Source organism: Afifella pfennigii DSM 17143 (assembly GCF_000688515.1).
GTDB lineage: Bacteria > Pseudomonadota > Alphaproteobacteria > Rhizobiales > Afifellaceae > Afifella > Afifella pfennigii.
The window spans coordinates 44,663-63,165 of sequence record NZ_JHZK01000010.1 but is presented as its reverse complement, the minus strand read 5'-3'; the positions used below and the strand labels follow the sequence as shown (position 1 = coordinate 63,165).

Genomic DNA, 18,503 nt, shown 5'->3' with positions numbered 1-18,503 from the left:
CATCGACCCATGATAGCGCAGCCCGCTCGGGCGGCGAATCAAAGCCCTGCGAGACAGGCCGCGCCGACCCGCCCGCAAGGTGGTGTTTGCTGCCTGGAACGGTTACCAAATTCGGAAGACTGGGAACGCCTGAGACTGGGAACGAGGGTGTGGGTTCGCCGGTGAACGGAGCGAAAGGCCTTTTCCCGCGCGCCGAGGCCGCCTGCGGACGCTATGTCGGCCTGCTGGCGCAGGTTTTCGCCGTTCTCGGCGGCCTCGTTCTCCTCGCCGTCACTGTCATGACCGTTCTGTCGATCACCGGGCGGGCGCTGACCACGCTCGGCCTCGGCCCGGTCCCGGGGGATTTTGAGCTGGTGGAGGCGGGTGTCGCCTTCGCCGTCTTCGCCTTCCTGCCCTGGTGCCATTTCCGCCGCGGCCACGTCACCGTGGATATCCTGGTGGAACGTTTCGGCCCGCGCGGCCTTGCCGCCTTCGCGCTTCTCGGCAACCTCTTGATGACGGCGGCGGCCGCGCTGATTGCCTGGCGGCTCGGCGCCGGCCTTCAAGACCGCATCGCCTATGGCGACACCACCTTCATCCTGCAATTTCCGCTTTCCTGGCCTTATGCGGCTTCGCTTTTCGGCGCCTGGCTCTTCGTCCTGACGGCCGCCTACACGGTCTGGCGCTCGCTCAACGAGCTCCTTGGCGAAGGCGAGGGGGCCGGCATCCGGCCGAGCGGCACGGAGTGGGGCGAGTGAGCAACCTGGAGCTGGCGGGCTGGTCCTTCGTCGTCCTTCTGGTCCTCATCTTCCTGCGCGTGCCCATCGGCCTTGCCATGCTTCTCGTCGGCATCGTCGGCAATGTCCTCGTCAACGGCTCCCTGGTGCCGCTTCTGGCGCAGCTGAAATCGCTCACCTACGAGACCTTCTCCTCCCATTCCCTCTCGATCGTGCCGCTCTTTCTGTTGATGGGCCAGTTCGCCACCCGCGGCGGCATGTCGAGACAGCTCTTCCGCGCCGCCGAGGCCATGCTCGGCCATCGCAAGGGCGGCGTCGCCATGGCCTCCATCGGCGCCTGCGCCGGCTTCGGGGCGATCTGCGGCTCCTCCCTGGCGACGGCGGCGACGATGGCGCAGGTGGCGATGCCGGAGATGCGCCGGCTCGGCTATTCCGGCGCCCTGTCGACGGGATGCCTTGCCGCCGGCGGCACGCTCGGCATCCTCATCCCGCCCTCCGTCATCCTGGTCATCTACGCCATCCTGACGGAGCAGAATATCGCCAAGCTGTTCCTCGCCGCCTTCATTCCAGGCATTTTCGCCGCCATCGGCTATATCGTCGCCGTGGCAGCCTATGTGCGCCTCTGGCCGGAGGCGGGCGGCCTGCGCGAGAAGGCGCCCTGGGGCGCGCGGCTGCGCGCGCTTCTCGCCGTCTGGCCGGTCCTCATCGTCTTTATCCTGGTCATCGGCGGCATCTATCTCGGCATCTTCACCCCGACGGAGGCGGCGGCGGTCGGCGCGGCCGGCACCGGCCTCATCGCCCTCGCCTCCGGCGAGCTCACCTGGCGCGTCCTCGTCAAGGTGCTTCTGGAGACGGCCGTCGCCACCGGCATGATCTTCTTCATCGTCTTCGGCGCGGCGACCTTCAACACCTTCCTCGCCTTCTCGCAGCTGCCCCAGACCCTGGCGGGCCTGGTCGTGGAGGCGGGGCTAGATCCCTGGCTGGTGCTGGCCGCGATCTTGCTTTGCTACCTCGTCTTCGGCTGCGTCATGGATTCGCTTTCCATGATCCTTCTGACCATCCCGATCTTCTTTCCGATCGTCACCGGTCTCGACTACGGTCTGCCGCCGGAGGAATTCGCCATCTGGTTCGGCATCCTCGTCCTCATCGTCGTGGAGGTCGGGCTCATCACCCCGCCGGTCGGCATGAATCTCTTTGTCATCAACTCCCTGTCGGATGGTGTGCGCATGAGCGAGACCTTTCGCGGCGTCCTGCCCTTCGTCGCCAGCGATCTCGTTCGCGTCGTCGTCCTCGCCGCCTTCCCCTCCGTCACCCTGGTGATGCTGCGACTTCTCTATTGAGCTGTTACGCTTCCTTCTTATCTCAGGGGTCACATTCCCGCTTCGCGCGGCGCCTTGGCCTGCAACTTGCGGCACCCTCTCGGCGTTGGCGATGCAACAGAAGGGAGCCCGCCCATGTCTTTTCGCGCCCGCTATCTGACCCGTCCGCTCTTCGGCTGGGCGAGAAGCGTCCTTCCACCGATGTCAGACACCGAGCGCGAGGCGATCGAGGCGGGCAGCGTCTGGTGGGACGGCGAGCTGTTCACCGGCAATCCCGACTTCGAAGAACTCCTCAAGGCGCCTCCCTCCAAGCTGACGGAGGATGAGAAGGCCTTCCTGGAAGGTCCGGTGGAAGAGCTCTGCCGCATGCTCGACGACTGGTCGATCAATTTCGAGCGTCAGGATTTGCCGCCGGAGATCTGGGCCTTCCTGCGCGAGAAGCGCTTCTTCGGCATGATCATCCCGAAGGAATACGGCGGCCTCGGCTTCTCCGCCTTCGCCCATTCGGAGGTGATCCGCAAGGTCTCCACAGCCAGCGTGACGGGCGCCGTCTCGGTGATGGTGCCGAACTCTCTCGGCCCGGGCGAGCTCTTGATGCTCTTCGGCACCGACGAGCAGCGCCAGTACTGGCTGCCGCGCCTTGCCCGCGGCGAGGAAATCCCCTGCTTCGGCCTCACCAGCGCCCATGCCGGCTCCGACGCCGCGGCGATGATCGATACCGGCACCGTCGCGCGAGGCACCCATAATGGCGAGGAGGTGCTGGGCATCCGCCTCAACTTCGCCAAGCGCTACATCACGCTCGCCCCCATCGCCACCGTCATCGGCCTCGCCTTCAAGATGCACGATCCGGACGGGCTTCTGGGCGGGGAGGAGGATCTCGGCATCACCGTGGCGCTCATTCCGGCCGATACGCCCGGCGTCAAGTGCGGCGAGCGGCACATCCCCGCCATGACCTTCTTCCAGAACGGGCCGGTGGAGGGCGAGGACGTCTTCGTGCCGATGTCGGCGATCATCGGCGGCGAGGCGCAGATCGGCAAGGGCTGGCGTATGCTGATGGCGGCGCTGGCGGCCGGGCGCGGCATCTCCTTGCCCTCGCTCTCCTCCGCCGCCGCCTCCTTCGCCGCCCGCTCCACCGGCGCCTATGCCCGCATCCGCCGGCAGTTCAACATCCCCATCGGCGAGTTCGAGGGCGTGCAGGAGCATCTCGCCCAGCTCGCCGGCACCGCCTACCTCCTCGATGCGGCGCGGCAGATGACCTGCGCGGCGCTCGACGACGGCCACAAATCTGGCGTCATCGCCGCCATCATGAAGGCGCACGCCACCTACCGCATGCGCGAATCCGTCAACGACGCCTATGACGTGCATGCCGGCAAGGCGGTCATCGACGGGCCGAAGAACTATCTCGGCAATCTCTATCGCGCCGTGCCGGTGGGCATCACCGTGGAAGGCGCCAACATCCTGACGCGCAATCTGATGATTTTCGGCCAGGGCGTCATCCGCGCCCATCCCTATCTTCTCGACGAGATGACGGCGCTCGCCGAGGTGGACAAGGACAAGGCCCTCGCCGATTTCGACAAGGCCTTCTGGGGCCATGTCGGCCACAGCTTCAAGAATGCCTTCAGGGCGATCGGCCGCGGTTGGACCTTCGGCCTTTTCGCGCCGGCGCCGGATGTGGGCGATATGCTCGGCCATTATCGCCAGATCGCGCGCTATTCCGCCGCTTTCGCCTTCCTGAGCGACCTTGCGCTTCTTTCGCTCGGCGGCTCCTTGAAGCGCAAGGAGCGCATCTCCGCCCGCCTCGGCGACATACTTTCGGAGCTCTATCTTCTGTCGGCGGTGCTGAAGCGCTTTGAGGTCGACAGCCGGCCGGCCGAGGACCGGGCGCTGGTCGATTATGTCTGCGCCCGCGGTTTCCAGAATATCGGCATCGCCTTTTCCGAGCTTATCGACAATCTGCCCTCGCGCCCGGCCGCCTGGCTCTTCCGTCTCGCCTGCTTCCCCTTCGGCGCGCGCCGCGCCGGGCCCTCCGACAGGCTGGCGGAAGCATGCGCCAGGCTTCTCCTGTCGCCTTCTGAGGCGCGCGACCGGCTGACCGCCGGCCTGCATCTCGGCGAAGGGAAAGAGGAGAGTGCCATCGCCGATCTGGAGCGCGCCTTCGTGCTGGTGGTGGAGACGCAGGAGGCGCGCAAAAAGCTCGCCAAGGCGAAGATCCGCACGCCCGAGGAGGGCAGTGAGAAGGGCCTCATCACCGCCGAGGAGGCGGAGCGCCTTGCCGAAGCCGACGCGGCGGCGGCCAAGGTGGTCGCCGTCGACGCCTTCCCGGCCGAGGCCTTCAAGAATGTGGCGCTCCTCTACGAGCCGGACGAGCGCCGCCCCGACAACGTTCACGACCTCAAACGGAGCGCTTAGAGCTAGAGAATGGTACAGCCAGTCTATATCGTCGACGGGCTTCGCACCCCGTTTCTGAAGGCGCGCGGCAAGCCCGGCCCCTTCACGCCGGTCGATCTCGCCGTCCAGTGCGGCCGCCCGCTTCTGATGCGCCAGCCCTTTCCTCCGAGCGCCTTCGACGAGGTGATTTTGGGCTGCGTCAACGTCATCGCCGACGAGATGAACCCGGCCCGGGTGGCGGCGCTGCGCCTTGATATGGGCGATGAGATGCCGGCCTTCACCGTACAGATCAATTGCGGCTCCGGCATGCAGTCGATCGACACCGCCTTCCGCTACATCCAGGACGGCAGCCGCGATCTCGTTCTGGCCGGCGGCGCGGAATCCCTCAGCCATTCGCCGATGGTCTTGAAGAACGAGGCCGTCGCCTGGCTCGGCGAGTTCAACACCTCGAAATCCGTCTGGGACAAGCTCGGCAAGGCGGCCTCCTTGAAGCCCGGCTATCTGGTGCCGGAGATCGGTCTTGAGCGCGGCCTCACCGACCCCATCGTGGAGCTCAACATGGGTCAGACGGCCGAGGTTCTGGCGCAGATGTTCGATATCTCCCGCCAGGAGGCCGACCGCTACGCCATGGAAAGCCACCATCGCCTTGCCGAGGCCCAGAAGGAGGGCTGGCTTGAGGACGAGGTGACGCCCGCCTTCGACCGCGACGGCAGGGTCTATGAGAACGACGACGGCGTGCGCCCCGACAGCTCCATGGAGAGCCTTGCCAAGCTGAAGCCGGCCTTCGAGCGGCCCTTCGGCAAGGTCACGGCCGGCAATTCCTCGCAGATCACCGACGGCGCCTCATGGGTGGTGCTGGCTTCGGAAAAGGCGGTGGAGGAGCACGGGCTGAAACCCAAGGCGAAGATCCTCGACTGCACCTGGGCCGCCACCGATCCCTCCATCATGGGGCTCGGCCCGGTCGTCTCCGCCGCCAAGCTGATGCGCCAGCAACAGGTCGGGCTCGACGACATCGATTTGTGGGAGCTGAACGAGGCCTTCGCCGCCCAGGTGCTCGCCTGTCTCGCCGCCTTTGAGGACGAGACGGTGTGCAAGGACGTGCTCGGGCTCGACGCGCCGATCGGGCGCATCGACCGCGACAAGCTCAATATCGACGGCGGCGCCATCAGCCTCGGCCATCCGGTCGGCACCAGCGGCAACCGCATCGTGCTGCATCTGGCCAACGCGCTGGAGCGCACGGGCGGCAGGCGCGGCATCGCCACCGAATGCATCGGCGGCGGCCAGGGCGGCGCCATGCTCATCGAACGCGTGATGTGAGGTCAGACATGGGACGCATGCTCAAAGCGCTGTCGCCGCGCCTGATGGAGACCGGTCCGGTCGACCTTGCCGCGGCGCCTTCCGACGCGAACTTCAAGCGCGGCCGCGACGCCGAGGGGGTGGAATGGCTCCTCCTCGACATGCCGGGCCGCTCCGTCAACGTCGTCGACGGCTCGATGCTGGAAGAGCTCGACGCCATCCTTTCGGAGCTGGAGAAAAGCCCGCCCAAGGCGCTGGTCATCCGCTCGGTGAAGCCGTCGGGCTTCATCGTCGGCGCCGACATCAAGATGTTCCGCGACTTGAAGAGCGCCGGCGAGGTGGAGGAGGCGCTGCGCCGCGCCCATGCCGTCGTCGACCGCCTGGAGAAGCTCTCCTGCCCGACGGTGGCCGTCATCCACGGCAATTGCCTCGGCGGCGGGCTTGAGCTGGCGCTCGCCTGCAAGCGGCGCCTTGCCGTCGGCAAGGCCAAGCTCGGCTTCCCCGAAGTCATGCTCGGCCTGCATCCGGGGCTCGGCGGCACCTACCGCGCGACCGAGCTCATCGACCCGGCCGAAGCCATGCAGATGATGCTGACGGGCAAGACCAAATCCGCCCGCGCCGCCAAGCGCCTCGGCCTCGTCGACGCCGCCATCGAGGAGCGCCATGTCGCTGCCGCCGTCTCGGCGGTGGCGAAGGGCGAAGTGAAGAGCGCCGCTTCCTCCGGCCTGATGGACAAGGCGCTTTCCACCGGTCCGGGCCGGCGCTTCGCCGCCGACCGCATGCGCTCCAAGGTGGCCGAGAAGGCGCGCAAGGAGCATTATCCCGCGCCCTATGCGCTGATCGAGCTCTGGCAGGAGCATGGCGGCGACAGGAAGGCGATGCAGGCGGGCGAGATCCGCTCCTTCGCCTCGCTTCTCGTCACCGACACGGCGCAGAACCTCATCCGCGTCTTCTTCCTGCGCGAGGGCCTGAAAGGCGAGGGCGCCGGCAAGAGCGGCATCGGCCACGTCCATGTCGTCGGCGCCGGCACCATGGGCGGCGAGATCGCCGCCTGGTGCGCCAGGTCCGGCATGACCGCCACCCTGGAGGATTTGGCGCTCGCCCCGATCGGCAAGGCCATGAAGAGCGCCTCGCGCATGCTGGAGAAGAGCCTGCGCGATCCTCTCGCCATCCGCGACGCGCGCGACCGCCTCATTCCCGATCCGAAGGGTTACGGCGCCGCCAAGGCCGACCTCATCATCGAGGCGGTACCGGAGAAGCTGGAGCTGAAGAGGACGATCTATGCCACGCTTCAGGAGAAGATGCGTCCCGGCGCCATTCTCGCCACCAACACCTCCTCCATCCCGCTTGAGGATCTGCGCGCCGGCCTGAAGGAGCCGGGCCGCTTCGTCGGCATCCATTTCTTCAATCCGGTCTCGCGCATGCAGCTCGTGGAGGTGGTGCGCCACGATCAGCTCTCCGAGGAGACGCTGAAGACGACGCTCGCCTTCGTCACCGATATTGAGCGTCTGCCGGCGCCGGTCGCCTCCTCGCCGGGCTTCCTCGTCAACCGCGTTCTGACCCCCTATCTGTTGGAGGCGATGCTGCTGCTTGACGAGGGCGTCGCCAAGGAGGTGATCGACGAGGCGGCCGAGGAGTTCGGCATGCCCATGGGCCCCGTGGAGCTCATGGACAATATCGGCCTCGATGTCGGCCTTGCCGTCGCCGAGGAGCTGCGCGGCCGGCTGTCGACGCCCATCCCCGAAGCCCCTGCCTGGCTGAGGCAGAAAGTGGAGAAGGGCGAGCTCGGCAGGAAGACCGGCAACGGCCTTTACGCCTATGGCAAGGACGGCAAGCCGCAGAAGAAGAAGCCTGAGGGCGGGGCGGCGCGCGCCGAGCTTGCCGACCGCCTTGTCCTGCCCATCCTCAATACCTCGGTCGCCTGCCTGCGCGAGGGCGTCGTCAAGGACGAGGAGACGCTGGACGGGGCGATGATCTTCGGCACCGGCTTTGCGCCCTTCCGCGGCGGCCCGATGCACTATGCCAGGAGCCGCGGCGTCGACGAGGTGGTGAAGCGGCTTTCCGAGCTTGCCGAAAAGCATGGCGAGCGCTTCCGCCCCGATGATGGCTGGTCGCAGCTGAGACGGGAAACGCGTGAAGCTGCCTGAAGTCTTTTCCAACGCCGATGAGATCGCCGAGCGCATCCTCGCCCATGTCGGCCGGGACGTCGTTCTCGGCCTGCCGCTGGGGCTCGGCAAGGGCAATCTGGTGGCGAACGCGCTCTATGCCCGCGCCGCCGCCGACCCTTCCATCTCCCTGCATATCTTCACCGCCCTGACGCTCCAGGCGCCCTCCGGCTCCACCGAGATCGAACGCCGCTTCCTCGGCCCGCTGGCGGAGCGCCTCTACGCCCGCTATCCGCCGCTCGCCTATGGCGGGCCGGCGCGGCAGGGCACGCTGCCGCCGAACGTCACCGTCAGCGAGTTCTTCCTTCTCGCCGGCAAGTATCTTGCGAGCCCTTCCGCGCAGCAGGCCTATATCAGCGCCAATTACACCCACGCCACGCGCTATCTCCTCGACCGCGGTGTCAACGTCGTCGCCCAGATGGTGGCCGCAAGGGGCGAGGGCGGCAAGGCGCGCTACAGCCTCTCCTGCAACACCGACATCACGCTCGATCTCTTGCCGGCCCTTCGCCGCCGGCGCGAGGCGGGCGAGAAAATTGCCATGGTCGGCGAGGTGAACGCGGCGCTGCCCTATATGCCGGGCGCCGCCGAGCTCGATGCGCAGGAATTCGATTTCCTGCTTGAGGCGGAGGCCTATCCGCTCTTTGCCGTGCCCAAGCCGCCGGTCTCGCTCGCCGATTACGCCGTCGGCCTTCATGCCGCCGGCCTGGTGCCGGATGGCGGCACGCTGCAGATCGGCATCGGCTCCATCGGCGACGCGCTCACCCACGCCCTCATCCTGCGCCAGCGCGAGCCGGAAGTCTTCCGTGCCGCCTTGGAGGCGCTGGGGCCGGCGCCGAAGGGGCTGGAGCGGCATGACGAGCCCTTCCGCGAAGGCCTCTACGGCGCTTCGGAGATGTTCGTCGACGGCTTCCTCGACCTTTACGAGGCCGGCATCCTGAAGCGCGAGGCGTCCGACGGCGCCGTCCTGCATGCCGGCTTCTTCCTCGGCCAGCAAAGCTTCTACGAACGCCTGAAGGCGATGCCCGAAGCCGAGCGGGCGCGCCTTTGCATGCGCGAGATCTCCTTCGTCAACGAGCTTTACGGCGACGAGGAGGGCGCCAAGCGGCGCGACCGGCAAAAGGGGCGCTTCGTCAACAACGCCATGATGGCGACGCTTCTGGGCGCCATCGTCTCCGACCAGTTGGAGGACGGGCGCGTCGTCTCCGGCGTCGGCGGGCAGTACAACTTCGTCGCCCAGGCCTTCGCGCTTGAGGATGCCCGCTCGGTGATGACGCTGCGCGCCACGCGCCTTTCCGCCGGCGAGGTGCGCTCCAACATCCTCTGGGACTACGGCCATGCCACCGTCCCCCGGCATCTGAAGGACATCGCCGTCACCGAATACGGCATCGCCGACATGAGGGGTCGCAGCGACCGCGACACGGTGGCCGCGATGCTGTCCCTCGCCGATTCCCGCTTCCAGGAAGATCTGGCGCAGAAGGCGCGTTCGGCCGGCAAGCTGGAGGAGGATTTTCGCCTGCCGCGGTCCGACAACACGCCGGAGCGCATCGCCGCCGCGCTCGCGCCCTTCCGCCGTCAGGGGCATCTGCCGCCTTTCCCGCTCGGCACCGATTTCACCGAGGAGGAGCGGACGCTGCTGCCGGCCCTGTCCTTCCTCAAGGACCATCAGGGGGCCAACCGCGCCCTCATCGGCGCTTTCCGCAGGGGCGCCCTGGTTCTCCGCCCCGAGGAGGACGAGAGGAAGGCGCTGGCGCGCATGGGCCTTGCCGATCCCTCCAGCTTCAAGGAGCGGGCGCTCGCCACGCTCATCCTCGGGGCGCTACGCTCCGTCTGAGCGCGGGGGGGGCGCGTCCGCCTCTTGCGCAACCGGCTGTGAGCGTGCACAGCGTGTGGCCTAAAGCGAAATCGCGCGCGGGACGCGCGAGAGGTGTGACCGAAATCCGGGCGCCCGTCGACCAAATGAGGGACAAAGAATGCTGAGATTGACCGCACTTTCCGCCGCCGCTTTCTTCGCCGCCACGGCGCCTGCCTTCGCCCATCTCAATCCGGGTGAGCACGGTTCCTTCGCCGCCGGCCTGTCGCATCCGCTCTTCGGCCTCGACCATATCCTCGCCATGGTGGCGGTCGGGCTGTGGGCGGCGATGCTCGGCGGGCGCGCCCTCTTTGCCGTGCCGGCTGCCTTCGTCGGCACCATGATTGCCGGCTTTCTCCTGGCGCTTTTCGGCCTCTCCCTGCCTTTCGTGGAGCCGGTGATTCTCGCCTCGGTCGTCGTTCTCGGCCTCATCGTCGCCATGGCGGTGCGCCTGCCGGCGGCCGCCGGCGCCGTGCTCGTCGGCGCCTTCGCGCTCTTTCACGGCTACGCCCATGGCACGGAGCTCGGCGCCGCGAGCGCGCTCTCCTATCTTCTCGGCTTCGCGCTGGCGACGGCGGGCCTGCATGCGGCCGGCATCGGCATCGGCCTCGTTCTGGGGGGCGGCCGCTCCAGGCCGGGCATTGCGCTTGCCCGCGGCCTCGGTGGGGCGACGGCGGCGGCCGGCATCGCCCTTTTCGCCGGCGTGCTCTGAGCCGTTCTTGCAAGGCCGCGTGAATGTCGCGCGGCCTCTTCGCTGAGCATCGCGTCCTGTGGATGCCGCTCGCCTGGCCGTGGCGGCCGGCTTCGCCGGGCGCGCGCCATTGCTGCGAGGCGATGGCGGCAGCGCTGGAGCACGATTGCCCGCAGCACGCCAATCCCTGGCAATGCCCCGACACCGTGCTCGTCTACCACGAGCCCTTCGACGAATACGGGATCCCGATCCGCGACGGCGGCATGTCCTATCTGCGCCTCGCCCATTGCCCCTGGTGCGGAACGCCGCTTCCAAAGAGCTGGCGCGAGCCTTGGTTCGCGGCGGTGGAGGCGGCCGGGCTCGATCCGCAGGCCTGGGAGAGCTTGCCGGAGCGCTTTTTGACGGCGGCCTGGCGCGCGCCGTGACGCGCCGCCTCAGCGCGGCGAGGCCCTTGGCGGCAGCGTGCGCAGATAGGCGATAATCGCCTCAAGGTCGCCTTCCTCCATCCGCGCGTAATAGGCATAGGGCATCGGCGGCATCATCTTGCGCCCGTCCGGTTTGATGCCGGTGGTGATGATGGTCTTTAGCTCCGCGTCGGAATGATGGGCGATACCGTCCGCGTGCGGGGTGATGTTCGCGGAGGTGGAAACACCCCAGGGCCCGGGGAACTGGAAGCCCCCCGCGCCGAGCTGGTTCTCATAGTCGCGCACCGGTCCGGCCATCGGCGTATGGCATTCCACGCAATGGCCGAGCGGGCCGGCGAGATAGGCGCCGTAGGCGATGAGATCGTCCCTTGGCACCTCCGCCACTTTGTCGACGGGCGGGCCGTAGCTCTCCGGCAGGGGAATGTTGTAGGCGGAGGCCGGAACTTCGTTGCGAACCGGCGGCACGTTGCGCAGATAGGCGGCGATCGCTTCAACGTCGCTGTCAGACATATGGCGATAATGCTCGATCGGCATCGGTGGCCCGATGAGGCTGCCATCCGGGCGCACGCCCTCGCGGATGGCGCGGACGATCTCTTCCTCGCTCCAGGCGCCGATGCCGGTTTCCTCGTCGGGGGTGATGTTGCCGGCATAGGCGGTGAAGGCCGCGTCCTTCATCACCAATTGGCCGGCGAGCTCCATGCCCTCCACCGGCCCGTCGGGTCCCATCGGCGTATGGCAATTGCCGCAGGCGACGATCGATTGCATCAGATAGGTGCCGCGCTCCAGCGGCGTTTCGGCCCGCGCCGGCAGGGCGGCCAGGAGGAGGGCGCCCACAAGGAGCGTTGCGCGTGGGCTCATCGGTCGTCTCCTCGCGGGGGCGCTGCCGCGGCCGCCTTCTCTTATAGGTGCGACAGACTGTCGCACACTCTGTTCTATGGGACGGGCAGGTGCCTTGGCAAGAATTCTTCCAGGTTGCGGCGGGCTTGCTTGACGCGCCAAGATCATGGCTTGGGAACGTCGCGCGCCCGATAGGACGGGCTTTTCCCGCAGCACCGCGTGCCTAGGATAGATTGGCTTTCGCAGGAGATGATGATGCCGGTAGAAGCTGCCGGCGGAAGAGGAGAGGCATGGCCTTTTTCGATCCCGACAACCGAACGCGCACCATGCGGCACCGCAAGGTCTATGCCGCCTACGAGATCGCTCATACGGCGGTCGATTTCTCCGCCGCCATTCTGTTCCTCGTCGGCTCCATATTGTTCTTTTACAAGCCTCTGGAGAACTTGGCGATTTGGTGCTTCGTCGTCGGCTCGGCCTGTTTCGCCATGAAGCCGACGATCCGCATCGTGCGCGAGTTCCACTACCTTGCGATCGGTGATTTTACCGATCTGGAGAAGGCGGCGCGCGCCGGTTGAGGCTTGCCGGCCGTGCGGGGCCGCGCCCTCAGCCTTCCGGTGCCGCCTTGCCCGCCAAGGCCTCCGGCCGTGACGATGATGTGGGCGCTGCGCCGTCGGGCTGTTTGCCGCCGAGCTCGGCATAGAGCTTGGGGAAATGCGGCAGGAACTGCGTCCCCGAATGCACCACGAAATCGAGGAAGGCGCGGGCCGATGGCGACATGGTCTTGTCGCGCCTGCGCACGATGAACCATTGCCGGCGGATCGGCAGTCCTTCCATGTCGATGGCCACCAGCCGCCCCGCCTTGATCTCTTCCGCCACCGTATGGGCGGAGAGGAAGGCGATGCCGAGGCCCGCCATCACCGCCTGCTTGATGGTCTCGTTGGAGCCGAACTCCACATAGTGGATGGAGTTGTCGGCGATGAGGTCGGCCAGATACATCTCCATGGAGGTGCGCGTGCCGGAGCCGGCTTCGCGCACCAGGAGCGTCTCGCCGGAAAGCTCGTTCTTGGAGAGCCCGACGCCGCCGGCGAAGCGGTGCTCGGGCCCGGAGATCATGACCAGCGGATGGTCGCCGAAGGCGGCCGCTTCCACGGGGATGCCCTTGGGCGGGCGCCCCATGATGGCGCAGTCGATGGTGAAATCCCCGAGCGCCTTGATGACGTCCTCGCGGTTGCCGAGCGTCAGGCGCATATCGATGATCGGATGCTGGCGCTTGAAGCCGGCGATGAGGGCCGGCGTGTAGTATTTGGCGGTGGAGACGGCGCCGATCTGCACGGTGCCGGCGCTGAGACCCTTCAGGCCGTTCACCGTCTCCTCCAGGCGATTGAGGGCGCCGGCGACCTCGCCGGCCGTTTTGTTCACCGCAATCCCAGCGTCAGTCAGTCGCATCCCCTGCGCGGTGCGGTCGAAAAGGGTGAGGCCGAGACCCTCCTCGACTTGTTTCAACGTCAGTGTGACGGCCGGCCCGGTGAGCCCTAAGGCCCTGGCGGCGCTGGCGATTGTGCCACGTCGGGCGATCTCCGAGACGGCCCTGAGCTGGCGAAGCGTAATCCAGTCCATGGCCGGCAGTTAAATATATTTACTGCTTCAATTACAAGAATTAAATTTACTTAGGCAACCAAGGGTGTATGCGTGGCGCCATAAGGCCGGGAACGTTTCCTGGCCGGGGGGAGGGCGAAGAGATGGCCGGGCTAAGCACGCTCGAGGCTTTTTTATCAGCCTATAGCGGGAAGGACCCGCGCAAAATCGCAGTCGTCGAGACGATCAGGGCAATCGCCCGCGCCAGTCGCCAGATCCGCGACGTGGTCTCGCAAGGGGCTCTCGCCGGCGATCTGGGCGGGGCGCGCGGCTCCGTCAATGCCGATGGCGACCGCCAGCGTTTTCTCGATGTGCGCGCCGACGAGATCGTCCTGGCGGAGCTGCGCCAGGCGCCGGTGGCCGCTTATGCATCGGAGGAGATCGGCGCGCCGATCCTCATCAATCCGGAGGCGCCGCTCGCCGTGGCCGTCGACCCGCTCGACGGCTCGTCCAACATCGACACCAACGTCTCCATCGGCACCATCTTCTCCATCCTGCCGCATATCGCCGAGCCGGATGAAGGCGTCGGGGAGAGCTTCTCGCAGCCCGGGCGCGAGCAATTGGCCGCCGGCTTCGTCGTCTACGGCCCGCAGCTCGCTCTGGTTCTGACGGTGGGCGAGGGCACGCATGTCTTTGTCTATTCCCACCGCATCGGCGGCTATCAGCAGATCGTCGATACCGTGCAGATCCCGCCCAACACCAACGAGTTCGCCATCAACATGTCGAACTACCGCCATTGGCACGAGGGCGTGCGTCTTTACATCGACGATTGCCTCGACGGGCAGGCCGGCCCGCGCGGGCGCGACTTCAACATGCGCTGGATCGCCTCGCTCGTCGCCGACGGCTATCGCATCTTCGCGCGCGGCGGGGTCTTCCTTTATCCGCGCGATGATCGCCGCGGCTATGGCGAGGGTCGCCTGCGCCTGGTCTACGAGGCCAACCCGATCGCCATGCTGGTGGAGCAGGCCGGCGGCGCCGCCACCGATAGCGTCAACCGTATTCTCGACCGCGAGCCCCAGAGCCTGCATCAGCGCACGCCGCTGGTTTTCGGCTCCAAGCGCGAGGTGGAGCGCATTGCCCGCTACCACGAGGCGCCGGCCATGATCGGCGAGCGCTCGCCCCTTTTCACCCATCGCGGCCTGTTTCGGGCCTGAGGCAGAAGAATGTCAGCTAAGCATCCGATTATTTCCGTGACCGGTTCTTCGGGCGCGGGCACCACCTCTGTGCGCCGCACCTTCGAGCAGATTTTCCGTCGCGAGGGCGTCAACGCCATCTTCATCGAGGGCGACGCCTACCACCGTTTCTCGCGCATGGAGATGCGCGCCGAGACCGAGCGCCGCAAGGCCAAGGGCGACTTCTCCTTCTCCCATTTCAGCCCCGAGGCGAACCTGCTCGGCGAGCTGGAGGCGACCTTCGAGGAATACGGCCGCAAGGGCAGCGGCCGCACCCGCCATTACGTGCATGACGACGCGGAGGCCGAGCTCTGGGGCAAGGCGCCGGGCGAGTTCACCGATTGGGAGCCGTTTCCGGCCGAATCCGACCTGCTTTTCTATGAAGGCCTGCACGGCGCGGTGGTCACCGAGGACGTCAACATCGCCCAGTATCCGGATCTGAAGATTGGCGTCGTGCCGGTCATCAACCTGGAGTGGATCCAGAAGATCCACCGCGATCGTTCCACCCGCGGTTATTCCACCGAGGCGGTGACCGACACCATCCTGCGGCGCATGCCCGACTACGTGCACTACATCTGCCCGCAATTCACCGAGACGACGATCAACTTTCAGCGCGTGCCCATCGTCGACACCTCCAATCCCTTCGTCGCCCGATGGATCCCGACGGCCGACGAATCGATGGTCGTCATCCGCTTCGCCAATCCGCGCGGCATCGACTTCCCCTATCTGCTGTCGATGATCCACGACAGCTTCATGTCCCGCGCCAATGCCATCGTCATTCCGGGCGGTAAGATGGACATCGCCATGCAGCTCATTCTGACGCCGCTCATCCTGCAGCTCATCGAGCGCAAGCGGCGCGTTTCGTGAAGACGGAGGACAGAGAAATGGCTTCCTTGCAATCCGCTGCTCTGGCTGCCGCCTCCGCCGAGGGCGAGCCGAACCTGAAGCGCATGGCCGATGCCATCCGCGTCCTGTCCATGGATGCGGTGGAGAAGGCGAAGTCGGGCCATCCGGGCATGCCGATGGGCATGGCGGACGCGGCGACGGTGCTTTTTTCCAAGTTCATGCGCTTCGACCCTGAGGACGCCGCCTGGCCGGACCGCGACCGCTTCGTCTTGTCGACCGGCCACGGCTCCATGCTGCTTTATTCGCTGCTCTACCTGACCGGCTACCCGGAAGCGACGATCGAGCAATTGGCCAATTTCCGCCAGCTCGGGGCGAGGACCGCCGGCCATCCCGAATATGGCCATCTCGCCGGTGTGGAGGTCACCACCGGGCCGCTCGGCCAGGGCCTGGGCGCGGCCGTCGGCATGGCGCTCGCCGAGAAGATGATGCAGACGCGCTTCGGCGCCGAACTCGTCGACCATTACACCTACGCCATCGCCGGCGACGGTTGCCTGATGGAGGGCGTCAGCCACGAGGCCATCGACCTTGCCGGGCATCTGAAGCTTTCCAAGCTCATCGTCCTCTTCGACGACAACGACATCTCCATCGACGGGCCGACCTCGCTGTCGACCTCCGTCGATCAATTGAAGCGCTTTGAGGCGGCCGGCTGGTCGACCCGCCGCGTCGACGGCCACGACATGGCCGCCATCGAGGAGGCGATCGCCGCCGAGCGCCAGACCGACCGGCCCTCGCTGATCGCCTGCCGCACCGTCATCGGCAAGGGCGCCCCGACCAAGGCGGGTACCCATGGCGTGCATGGCGCCCCGCTCGGCTCCGAGGAGATCGCCGCCGTGCGCGAGGCGCTCGACTGGTCTCACGAGCCCTTCGTCGTGCCGCAGGACGTGCTCGACGACTGGCGTGCCGTCGGCGCCCGCGGCACCGCCGCCCATGCCCGCTGGCGCGACAGGCTGGCGTCGGTGCCCTCCACCATGCGCCAGGTCTTCCACGAGGCGCTGGAGCTCGATTTCGACACCGATCTGGAAGACACGATCGACGCCATCAAGGTTCGCTTCGCCGCCGAGAAGCCTAAGCTTGCCACGCGGCAATCCTCGCAGAAGGTGCTGGAGGAGCTCGTTCCGGCGCTGCCCTGGCTGATTGGCGGCTCGGCCGACCTCACCGGCTCCAACGGCACGCGCGTTCCCTCGCACCGCGCCGTCACCCCGGACGATGCCTCAGGCACCTACCTCCATTACGGCGTGCGCGAGCACGGCATGGCCGCGGCCATGAACGGCCTGGCGCTGCATGGCGGCTTCGTGCCCTATGGCGGCACCTTCCTGGTCTTCGCCGATTACTCGCGCCCGGCGATCCGGCTCGCCGCGCTGATGGGCGTGCGCGTCATCCATGTCATGACCCACGATTCCATCGGCCTTGGCGAGGACGGGCCGACGCATCAGCCGGTGGAGCATCTGGAATCGCTCCGCGCCATGCCCAACGTCAACGTCTTCCGCCCGGCCGACGCGGTGGAGACGGCCGAGGCCTGGCTCTGCGCCATCCAGAACGCCAACGGCCCGTCGGTCCTGTGCCTCACCCGCCAGGGCCTGCCGACCTTGCGCACCGAGCATTTGTCGGAAAATCTGACCGCCCGCGGCGCCTATGTGCTGCGCGAGGCGGGTGGCGCCCGCGACGTGACGCTCCTGGCCACCGGCTCGGAGGTGACGATCGCCATGGAGGCGGCCGACCGGCTGGCCGAGGAGGGCATCGCCGCGGCGGTCGTCTCCATGCCCTGCATCGACCTCTTCAAGGCTCAGGACAAGGCCTATCAGGACGAGGTTCTCGGCTCCGCCCCGCGCATCGCCGTGGAAGCGGCCGTGCGCGACGGCTGGGACCGCTGGATCGGTCCGCAGGGCGCCTTCATCGGCATGGAGGGCTTCGGGGCGAGCGGGCCCTACGAACAGCTCTACGAGCATTTCGGCATCACCCCGGCCGCCATCGTCGAAGCGGCCAAGACATTCATCAATATTGGCAAGGAGAGCGAGTGATGGCGCGCATCACCCTTCGGCAGCTTTTGGATCACGCCGCCGAGCACGGCTACGGCGTTCCCGCCTTCAACATCAACAACATGGAGCAGGGCCTCGCCATCATGGAGGCGGCGGCCGCCACCGATTCGCCGGTCATCATGCAGGCGAGCCGCGGGGCGCGCTCCTACGCCAACGACATCATGCTGGCCAAGATGATGGAGGCGCTGATTGAGATCTATCCGCAGATCCCGCTCTGCATCCATCAGGACCACGGAAATGACGAGGCGACCTGCCTGACCGCCATCCAGCACGGCTTCACCTCCGTGATGATGGACGGCTCGCTGGAAGCCGACGCCAAGACCCCGGCCTCCTACGAGTACAATGTCGACATCTCCCGCCGCGTCGCCGAGATGGCCCATTGGGTCGGCGCCTCCGTGGAGGGTGAGCTCGGCGTGCTCGGCTCGCTGGAGACCGGCGAGGGCGAGGCCGAGGACGGCCACGGCGCGGAAGGCAAGCTTAGCCACGACCAGCTTCTGACCGACCCCGACCAGGCGGTGGAGTTCGTCGCCGCCACCAAGGTCGACGCGCTGGCCATCGCCATGGGCACCAGCCACGGCGCCTACAAGTTCTCGCGCAAGCCGGACGGCGACATCCTCGCCATGCATGTCATCGAGGAGATCCATCGCCGCCTGCCGGATACGCATCTGGTTATGCACGGCTCCTCCTCCGTGCCGCAGGAGCTGCAGGACGTCATCAACGCCTTCGGCGGTGAGATGCCGCAGACCTACGGCGTGCCGGTGGAGGAGATCGAGCGTGGCATTCGCCACGGCGTCAGGAAGGTCAACATCGACACCGACTGCCGCATGGCGATGACGGGGCAGTTCCGCAAGATCGCCCAGGAAAAGCGGGCCGAGTTCGATCCGCGCAAATTCCTGAAACCGGCCATGGACGCCATGCGCGACCTCTGCCGCGACCGCTTCGAGCGCTTCGGCACGGCGGGCAACGCCTCCAAGATCAAGGTCATCCCGATGTCGGAGATGGCCAAGCGCTACAAGGCGGGCGAGCTCGACCCGAAGACCGATATGGCGCGCGCCGCCGCCTGAGGGC

15 protein-coding genes are annotated in these 18,503 nt (G+C 66.9%); 13 read left to right on the top strand and 2 right to left on the bottom strand.

The features are described 5' to 3' along the window. Positions 1 to 161 precede the first annotated feature (161 nt). The 8 genes from Q331_RS0109460 (at position 162) to Q331_RS0109425 (ending at position 10,849) form a co-directional block, all read left to right on the top strand. Complete coding sequence (locus Q331_RS0109460) at positions 162 to 737, top strand: TRAP transporter small permease (protein WP_245615585.1); 576 nt, start codon at positions 162 to 164, stop codon at positions 735 to 737. Further along, on the top strand, positions 734 to 2,056 hold the full coding sequence (locus Q331_RS0109455) for a TRAP transporter large permease (protein ID WP_026380480.1): 1,323 nt from the start codon (positions 734 to 736) through the stop codon (positions 2,054 to 2,056). The genes Q331_RS0109460 and Q331_RS0109455 overlap by 4 nt, the downstream gene beginning before the upstream one ends. Positions 2,057 to 2,170: 114 nt before the next feature. Then, positions 2,171 to 4,444, top strand: a complete 2,274-nt coding sequence (locus Q331_RS20890) for an acyl-CoA dehydrogenase (protein ID WP_051630932.1) — start codon at positions 2,171 to 2,173, stop codon at positions 4,442 to 4,444. 9 nt (positions 4,445 to 4,453) lie between these two features. Next, positions 4,454 to 5,740, top strand: coding sequence for an acetyl-CoA C-acetyltransferase (locus tag Q331_RS0109445; protein WP_026380479.1), 1,287 nt, complete (start codon positions 4,454 to 4,456; stop codon positions 5,738 to 5,740). Positions 5,741 to 5,748: 8 nt separating this feature from the next. After that, positions 5,749 to 7,866: a 3-hydroxyacyl-CoA dehydrogenase NAD-binding domain-containing protein gene (locus Q331_RS0109440; protein ID WP_026380478.1), complete on the top strand. Its 2,118-nt coding sequence runs from the start codon at positions 5,749 to 5,751 to the stop codon at positions 7,864 to 7,866. Continuing rightward, positions 7,853 to 9,715 (top strand): acetyl-CoA hydrolase/transferase C-terminal domain-containing protein, encoded by a 1,863-nt coding sequence (locus Q331_RS0109435; RefSeq protein WP_322786495.1) that lies wholly within the window; start codon positions 7,853 to 7,855, stop codon positions 9,713 to 9,715. Before Q331_RS0109440 ends, Q331_RS0109435 begins: the two co-directional genes overlap by 14 nt. Positions 9,716 to 9,854: 139 nt before the next feature. Next, a complete protein-coding gene (locus Q331_RS0109430) occupies positions 9,855 to 10,445 on the top strand; it encodes a HupE/UreJ family protein (protein ID WP_026380476.1) in 591 nt (196 codons plus the stop codon). Positions 10,446 to 10,468: 23 nt separating this feature from the next. Beyond that, complete coding sequence (locus Q331_RS0109425) at positions 10,469 to 10,849, top strand: DUF6980 family protein (RefSeq protein WP_084174964.1); 381 nt, start codon at positions 10,469 to 10,471, stop codon at positions 10,847 to 10,849. Between the two features lie 9 nt (positions 10,850 to 10,858). On the opposite strand, the gene Q331_RS0109420 is transcribed toward Q331_RS0109425, so the two are convergent. Then, the gene (locus tag Q331_RS0109420; protein ID WP_026380474.1) at positions 10,859 to 11,707 is read right to left on the bottom strand and encodes a c-type cytochrome; all 849 of its coding nucleotides are present in this window, start codon (positions 11,705 to 11,707) and stop codon (positions 10,859 to 10,861) included. 269 nt (positions 11,708 to 11,976) lie between these two features. Between Q331_RS0109420 and Q331_RS0109415 the strand changes: the two genes are divergently transcribed. Beyond that, positions 11,977 to 12,261 carry a YrhK family protein gene (locus tag Q331_RS0109415; protein ID WP_026380473.1) on the top strand — a complete coding sequence of 95 codons (285 nt, stop codon included), beginning with the start codon at positions 11,977 to 11,979 and terminating at the stop codon, positions 12,259 to 12,261. A gap of 28 nt (positions 12,262 to 12,289) precedes the next feature. Here Q331_RS0109415 and Q331_RS20885 read toward each other — a convergent pair whose 3' ends face one another. Continuing rightward, positions 12,290 to 13,303, bottom strand: coding sequence for a LysR substrate-binding domain-containing protein (locus tag Q331_RS20885; RefSeq protein ID WP_084174963.1), 1,014 nt, complete (start codon positions 13,301 to 13,303; stop codon positions 12,290 to 12,292). A 122-nt stretch (positions 13,304 to 13,425) separates the two neighbouring features. Between Q331_RS20885 and Q331_RS0109405 the strand changes: the two genes are divergently transcribed. The 4 genes from Q331_RS0109405 to fba are packed head-to-tail and all read left to right on the top strand — an operon-like array spanning position 13,426 to position 18,499. Next, positions 13,426 to 14,475 carry a class 1 fructose-bisphosphatase gene (locus tag Q331_RS0109405; protein ID WP_026380472.1) on the top strand — a complete coding sequence of 350 codons (1,050 nt, stop codon included), beginning with the start codon at positions 13,426 to 13,428 and terminating at the stop codon, positions 14,473 to 14,475. A gap of 9 nt (positions 14,476 to 14,484) precedes the next feature. Continuing rightward, entirely contained in the window at positions 14,485 to 15,360 is an 876-nt protein-coding gene (locus Q331_RS0109400; RefSeq protein WP_026380471.1) for a phosphoribulokinase, read from the top strand. 17 nt (positions 15,361 to 15,377) lie between these two features. After that, the gene (gene tkt / locus Q331_RS0109395) at positions 15,378 to 17,417 is read left to right on the top strand and encodes a transketolase (protein ID WP_051630930.1); all 2,040 of its coding nucleotides are present in this window, start codon (positions 15,378 to 15,380) and stop codon (positions 17,415 to 17,417) included. Continuing rightward, on the top strand, positions 17,417 to 18,499 hold the full coding sequence (gene fba / locus Q331_RS0109390; RefSeq protein ID WP_026380469.1) for a class II fructose-bisphosphate aldolase: 1,083 nt from the start codon (positions 17,417 to 17,419) through the stop codon (positions 18,497 to 18,499). The genes tkt and fba overlap by 1 nt, the downstream gene beginning before the upstream one ends. Positions 18,500 to 18,503 lie beyond the last annotated feature (4 nt).